Below are 6,803 nucleotides of genomic sequence, written 5' to 3'. Positions count from 1 at the left end.
TGGCGGTGAAGGAGGGATTCGAACCCTCGATACGGGATAAACCGTATACTCCCTTAGCAGGGGAGCGCCTTCAGCCTCTCGGCCACCTCACCGTCTTGCGGAGGCACATATTACGTTTTACCAAAAATATGTCAAACATTTTCTTTTAAAAAAAACACAAAAACTTCTTAACTGTTGTGGATTTAACCAAAGTGCTGCTTAAAGCAACTTTATTATTTTTTTACGAGGGAAAAAGTGTTGTTATTGTTTTAAATAACATTAATTAAGAAACCAAGAAGGCTAACCTTAGTTAGCCTTTTTCATTCAAACAGCACACATAAAATAGTAGAGAGTTAATAGTTACCAGAAGCAACGTTTCCATTACCTTTTTCGGCTTGAATGCGCATGTATATTTCTTCACGGTGAACCGAAACTTCTTTCGGAGCATTAACACCAATACGTACTTGATTACCTTTTACACCTAGTACAGTTACCGTTACTTCATCACCAATCATTAGTGTTTCGCCTACACGACGAGTTAAAATTAGCATTCTTTGCTCCTTGAATAATTTCTAAATTTCATTTTTTTTACAAAACTATTATCCAACAAAAGGTGCATTTCCGTAAACTACCTTATCATCGAAAATTAACCTAAAAAGGCATGTTTTTGTTGAATTTGCAATGATTCACTAGATATAACATAAGCATCATGCAGAATGTTTGCTGCTGCCTCAACATTTTCTGGCGATAAACCCAGCATCATAGCCAGTGTATTCGTAGCAGAGAAATTAACCACTATGTTGTGTTGAGCTAACAACTGACAAGCGTGCTCGACCATTCCATTAGCCCTCTCACCGACTACAGTCAACAAACTGACAATTTCGCTTTTACGAATTGCATCACAGAACACCAATTCCAACTTGGCACAAGCTTCTTGCATTATCACAATACCTGTACGTTCTGTTTCTTCGAACACATTCCAAATATCGATGCTTAACATCTGGCATTGTGTTTTTATGCTAGATAAATTTTCATTATCAACTTCAATTATGGCAAGTTCTCGCTGAATAGCGATACCCGAAATAGCTTTTGTACCAATTTCACCTTTGACTAGGCTACCTTCATTCTCATCAAAAGTAGATAAAACCCGTAATGGTACCTGATTTTGCCATGCAAAGAGTACTGAAGGTAAATGTAGTACCTTAGCCCCTCCGCTTGCCATGGCAGCCATCGTAGGAAAATCGATAATGGAAAGTTTCTGAGCTTTTTTCACGATGCGTGGATCACAGGTATAGATACCATCAACATCGGTAAAAATTTGGCACTCATCAGCCTTCAGTGCTCCAGCGACAGTCACAGCACTGGTATCTGAACCTCCTCGGCCGAGTGTTGTAATATCCCCATTTTCATTCACACCTTGAAAACCAGCTAAAATTACAATTTGATTTTTTTTGAGTATTTCAAATATAACTTCGGTATCAATGTGTTTGATCGTAGCACCATTGTGCTGGTTATCTGTCACAATGTTAGCCTGTGCTCCGGTAAGTGAGCGTGAAGCATAACCTAATTTATTAAGCGTCATTGCTAAAAGTGCCATAGACACTTGCTCACCAGCAGAGAGCAAAACATCAAGTTCTCGAGCAGTTGGAACACTGTCTATTTGTTGAGCTAGATCCATTAACCGATTTGTTTCACCTGACATAGCAGAAACAACCACAACAACTTGATTACCATCATTTTTCGCCTTAATGATGTGTTCAGCTACCTGATAAATTCTATCAATAGAACCCACCGATGTTCCGCCAAACTTTTGCACGATAAGGGGCTTTTTCACCAGTCTTCACCTTCCCAAGACCAAAATCTCTTTCAAACCACTGCTATACAAAACTTTCAATTTTGTAAGTGGTATTTACGACAAAACCAAGCCAACTAAAAACAAAGCAAACAGCCTCATCATCAAGCAACTTGGTTACCATTAAAAATATACCCAACTAACCTAAAAGTACTTCGTTCAACAGGTCAGCCTTATGACAACGATTCATAGATATCGAAGTTCTGCATTAAAAATCGTTAACAAAATTTATGATCTAAGGAGCACCTGTCCTTTTTGAAATGTGCCAACGATTTAACCTATTGAAGTAAAAGGTATAACGCTCAATTCATGATATACATTGAGCGTAAATATAATTAGGTACTATAAACGCTCTTCAAGCCAAGGTTGAACGGATGAAATTGCTCTAGGCAGAGCGTCAACGTCCGTACCACCGGCTTGCGCCATATCTGGACGACCACCACCTTTACCGCCGACTTGCTCAGCCACCATTTTAACTAAATCACCCGCTTTCACTTTAGAAATAAGGTCTTTAGTTACACCAGCAATGAGACCAATCTTGTTATCATTTACGTTTGCAAGCAGGACAACACCGCTACCAACTTGGTTTTTAATGTCGTCAACCATAGTGCGTAGGTTTTTGCTATCCGCACCTTCTAGAGCCGCGACCAAAACTTTAGTACCATTGATATCCTTAACTTTGCCCATGATATTGGCACTTTCTGCCGCAGCCATTTTGTCTTTCAGCTTTTGGATTTCTTTCTCTAAAGATTTTGCTTTTTGCGCTGACTCAGCCAGTTTCTCTTCGTACTTAGCCGCTTGAGCTTCGATTGCGTCGAGTGCACCCTCGCCCGTTACCGCTTCGATACGACGGATACCTGCTGCGATACCACCTTCAGAAGTTATCTTGAATAGACCGATATCACCGGTATTTGAAGCATGGATACCACCACAAAGCTCTGTCGAGAAATCGCCCATAGACAGTACGCGCACTTCGTCATCGTACTTCTCACCGAACAGTGCCATTGCACCTTTCTGCTTCGCAGACTCAATGTCCATAACGTTAGTTTCAATAGTGTGGTTATGGCGAATTTGTGCATTCACTAAACGCTCAACGTCCTTCAGCTCTGCTGCGGTTACCGCTTCGAGATGGGAGAAGTCAAAACGAAGGTTGTCCGCTTTTACTAGAGAGCCCTTCTGCGTGACATGCTCACCAAGCACTTGACGCAGTGCAGCATGCAGCAAGTGTGTCGCTGAGTGGTTTAGAGAGATAGCTGCGCGACGCTCTGCATCAACAATCGTTGCTACTTCGTCATCTTTCGCTAGCACGCCTTCTGCCATTACACCGTGGTGCGCAATTGCGTTGCCTAGTTTCTGAGTGTCTTCAACACGGAATACACCAGACTCAGTGCGGATTTCACCAGCATCACCACATTGACCGCCTGACTCAGCGTAGAATGGTGTCTCTCCAAGTACGATGATTGCTTTGTCGCCTGCAGATAGCGAATCGACTTCGTTACCTTCAACAAACATCGCTGCTATAGAGCTAGAACCTTTAGTGCCTGTGTAACCACAGAATTCTGTTTGTGCATCAACTTTGATTGCAGCGTTATAGTCAGTACCGAAGTTACCGGCTTCACGTGCACGTTGACGCTGCTCTTCCATCGCTTTCTCGAAACCTTCTTCGTCGATAGCGAACTCACGTTCACGTGCAACGTCGTTCGTTAAGTCAGCTGGGAAACCGTAAGTATCGTAAAGTTTGAATACTGTTTCGCCATCGAGCACTTTGCCATCCGCTCCTTGAGCAGAAATGTTATCTAACGCTTCGTTTAGAATCGCCATACCACGCTCAAGTGTACGACCGAAGTTTTCTTCTTCGATACGCAATACTTTTTCAACCACAGCTTGTTGACGCTTCAGTTCTTCGCCAGCCGTACCCATGATGTCCGCTAGTACACCAACCAATTTGTGGAAGAATGCACCTTGTGCGCCTAGCTTGTTACCGTGACGAACGGCACGACGGATAATACGACGTAGAACATAACCACGACCTTCGTTTGAAGGCATAACACCATCAACAATCAAGAATGAACATGAACGGATGTGGTCGGCAATCACGCGTAGCGATTGGTTGGATAGGTCTTGGTAACCGATCACTTCTGCTGCAGCTTTGATAAGCGCTTGAAATACATCGATTTCGTAGTTTGAGTGCACGCCCTGCATGATGGCAGAGATACGCTCGATACCCATACCCGTATCTACCGATGGCTTAGGTAGCGGTTCCATTGTGCCGTCAGCGTGGCGGTTGAACTGCATGAATACGTTGTTCCAGATCTCGATGAAACGGTCACCATCTTCTTCAGGCGTACCAGGACGACCACCCCAGATATGTTCGCCGTGATCATAGAAGATCTCTGTACATGGGCCACAAGGACCAGTGTCACCCATCTGCCAGAAGTTATCTGACTCATATGGCTTACCGCCTTTCTTATCGCCAATACGCACGATACGATCGGCTGGAACGCCTACTTTTTTATTCCAGATATCAAATGCTTCATCGTCAGTTTCGTAAACGGTCACCAGTAGACGGTCTGCTGGCAGTTTAAGCGTTTCAGTTAAAAACTCCCAAGCAAAAGCGATGGCGTCTTCTTTGAAATAGTCACCAAAACTGAAGTTACCCAGCATTTCAAAGAAGGTATGATGGCGAGCAGTAAAACCGACGTTTTCCAAATCGTTATGTTTACCACCAGCACGTACACAGCGTTGAGCCGTAGTCGCTCGGGTGTAGGCTCGTTTTTCTAAGCCTAAGAAACAATCTTTAAATTGGTTCATGCCTGCGTTAGTAAATAACAGGGTTGGATCGTTATGTGGAACTAACGATGAACTTTCTACGATTTGGTGTCCTTTGCTTTCAAAGAACTTAAGGAACGCGTTACGAACCTCATCAGTGCTCATGTACATGCAGCTCTTCCTGAAATAGTCGAGTTAGAATTTTGCCGTATTGTAGATCAAGCAATCAGCTACGACTAGTTTTCTTATAGAAAAGAGGCTTTAGAAGAGAGAAATGACAGTAAAACTCATATCCGGTACTTATTTTAGTTATTCGCTCTCGTCGTTTAGCGCATAACTTATCTGCTCAAAACTGTACCCTCGATACTGTAAAAAACGAACTTGTTTAGCATACTCTTTTTGATCTTTGGCTTTGACCCCTTTAAATTTTTTCTCAGCAGTCGTTTTAGCTAACTCAAACCAATCTTGCGGCTCTTGTTGTAGAGCAAGATCAATAATGGCTTCAGGGATACGTTTTAAATTTAATTCTTGCTGAATGCGACGTTCACCATGACCTTTATAAACATGCTGACGAACCTGGCTTTTAGCGTAACGCAAATCATCCAGATAGTTGTGCTCCAAACAAAAATTAATCGCGGATTCTACATCAGCGATTTCATAACCTTTCTGCATCAATTTTTGATACAGCTCATATTGCCCATGATCACGGCGGCTTAATAAATGAATTGCGGCTTCTTTACTCGATAATGAAGGCGTTTGGCGCTTTTGATACATGGTTGTCCTAAAGTTACTGTTGATCAGGGTAATAGCTCATCATGCCGTGGCTATATTTATATCTATTTCTATGACTAATAGATAATATCGCTTGAATAAATTTACCTGATATAACAAAGCCCTGCGAAACAGGGCTTTGTTAAAACGTAATCAGTGAGAAGGTTAAAACTCTTCTTCTTGCTCTGGCATTTCACCCAGTTCAGCTTCTTCAGGCTTAGCTGGAGAAAGCAACATTTCACGCAATTTCGCATCGATTTCTTGCGCTGCAGCTGGATGTTCACGGAGATAGTTGCAGGCGTTCGCTTTACCTTGACCAATTTTATCGCCGTTGTAGCTGTACCATGCACCCGCTTTTTCAACCAATTTGTGTTTTACACCTAAATCAACCAATTCACCTTCACGGTTAAAACCTTGGCCATACATGATTTGAGTATTCGCTTCTCTAAATGGTGCAGCAATCTTGTTCTTCACAACTTTAATGCGAGTCTCGTTACCCACCACTTCATCACCTTCTTTGATCGCACCAGTACGACGAATATCAAGACGAACAGAAGCATAGAATTTCAGTGCGTTACCACCTGTTGTGGTTTCAGGGTTACCAAACATTACCCCAATCTTCATACGAATTTGGTTAATGAAGATACACATACAGTTAGACTGCTTTAAGTTACCTGTTAGCTTGCGCATTGCTTGTGAAAGCATACGAGCTTGAAGACCCATGTGGCTATCGCCCATTTCACCTTCAATTTCTGCTTTTGGAGTCAGTGCCGCGACAGAATCGACAACCATAACATCGATAGCACCAGAGCGTGCCAACGCATCACAGATTTCGAGTGCTTGCTCACCAGTGTCTGGCTGAGAAACTAATAGTGCATCGATATCAACACCCAGTTTCTTAGCGTATACTGGGTCTAGTGCGTGCTCTGCATCGATAAACGCACAAGTTTTACCTTCACGTTGTGCAGCAGCAATCAGCTCAAGAGTTAACGTTGTTTTACCTGAAGATTCTGGACCGTAAATTTCTACGATACGGCCCATCGGTAGACCACCAGCACCCAAAGCGATATCAAGAGAAAGAGAGCCAGTTGAAATCGTTTCCACGTCCATCGCACGGTTATCACCAAGACGCATAATAGAGCCTTTACCGAATTGCTTTTCAATTTGACCTAGCGCAGCGGCGAGCGCTTTCTGTTTGTTATCGTCCATTACTTTCTCCGATTGATTCATCTCTTTGGGCGACGAATAGTCATTTAGATTTTTTGAGTAGCAGAGCCACTCAACAATAATCATTATTATACTGTTGATTCATACAGTGTCCAGCACTGTATGAAAAAAAACTCGCTTAGGTTCTCATACCACCTGTATCTCTGACTCAATTTTTTCATTAGATACAATCACTTTCAGTAGAAAAACAAGAAGCAAAGATTTC

5 protein-coding genes and 1 tRNA gene are annotated in these 6,803 nt (G+C 42.5%); all 6 read right to left on the bottom strand.

Annotation, left to right across the window (positions count from 1 at the left end; genetic code table 11):
- The 6 genes from VSA01S_RS13085 to recA all read right to left on the bottom strand — a co-directional run bounded on the left by VSA01S_RS13085 (nucleotide 1) and on the right by recA (nucleotide 6,580).
- A tRNA-Ser gene (locus VSA01S_RS13085) sits at nucleotides 1-92 on the bottom strand.
- Between the two features lie 240 nt (nucleotides 93-332).
- Entirely contained in the window at nucleotides 333-530 is a 198-nt protein-coding gene (csrA, locus tag VSA01S_RS13080) for a carbon storage regulator CsrA (RefSeq protein WP_004415691.1), read from the bottom strand.
- Between the two features lie 95 nt (nucleotides 531-625).
- Nucleotides 626-1,813, bottom strand: coding sequence for an aspartate kinase (locus tag VSA01S_RS13075; RefSeq protein ID WP_039979805.1), 1,188 nt, complete (start codon nucleotides 1,811-1,813; stop codon nucleotides 626-628).
- Between the two features lie 360 nt (nucleotides 1,814-2,173).
- Nucleotides 2,174-4,771 (bottom strand): alanine--tRNA ligase, encoded by a 2,598-nt coding sequence (gene alaS, locus VSA01S_RS13070; protein WP_039979806.1) that lies wholly within the window; start codon nucleotides 4,769-4,771, stop codon nucleotides 2,174-2,176.
- 138 nt (nucleotides 4,772-4,909) lie between these two features.
- Nucleotides 4,910-5,374 carry a recombination regulator RecX gene (gene recX / locus VSA01S_RS13065; protein WP_039979807.1) on the bottom strand — a complete coding sequence of 155 codons (465 nt, stop codon included), beginning with the start codon at nucleotides 5,372-5,374 and terminating at the stop codon, nucleotides 4,910-4,912.
- A gap of 162 nt (nucleotides 5,375-5,536) precedes the next feature.
- Nucleotides 5,537-6,580, bottom strand: coding sequence for a recombinase RecA (gene recA, locus VSA01S_RS13060; protein ID WP_039979808.1), 1,044 nt, complete (start codon nucleotides 6,578-6,580; stop codon nucleotides 5,537-5,539).
- Nucleotides 6,581-6,803 lie beyond the last annotated feature (223 nt).

Origin of the sequence: Vibrio sagamiensis NBRC 104589 (assembly GCF_007990935.1) — a bacterium.
GTDB lineage: Bacteria > Pseudomonadota > Gammaproteobacteria > Enterobacterales > Vibrionaceae > Vibrio > Vibrio sagamiensis.
This window is presented reverse-complemented; position numbering and strand designations above follow the sequence as displayed.

What these genes read in the sequence shown, in the direction of transcription:
- csrA (WP_004415691.1), bottom strand. Translation starts at nt 530, where the DNA reads ATGCTAATTTTAACTCGTCGTGTAGGCGAAACACTAATGATTGGTGAT.
- alaS (WP_039979806.1), bottom strand. Translation starts at nt 4,771, where the DNA reads ATGTACATGAGCACTGATGAGGTTCGTAACGCGTTCCTTAAGTTCTTT.
- recX (WP_039979807.1), bottom strand. Translation starts at nt 5,374, where the DNA reads ATGTATCAAAAGCGCCAAACGCCTTCATTATCGAGTAAAGAAGCCGCA.
- recA (WP_039979808.1), bottom strand. Translation starts at nt 6,580, where the DNA reads ATGGACGATAACAAACAGAAAGCGCTCGCCGCTGCGCTAGGTCAAATT.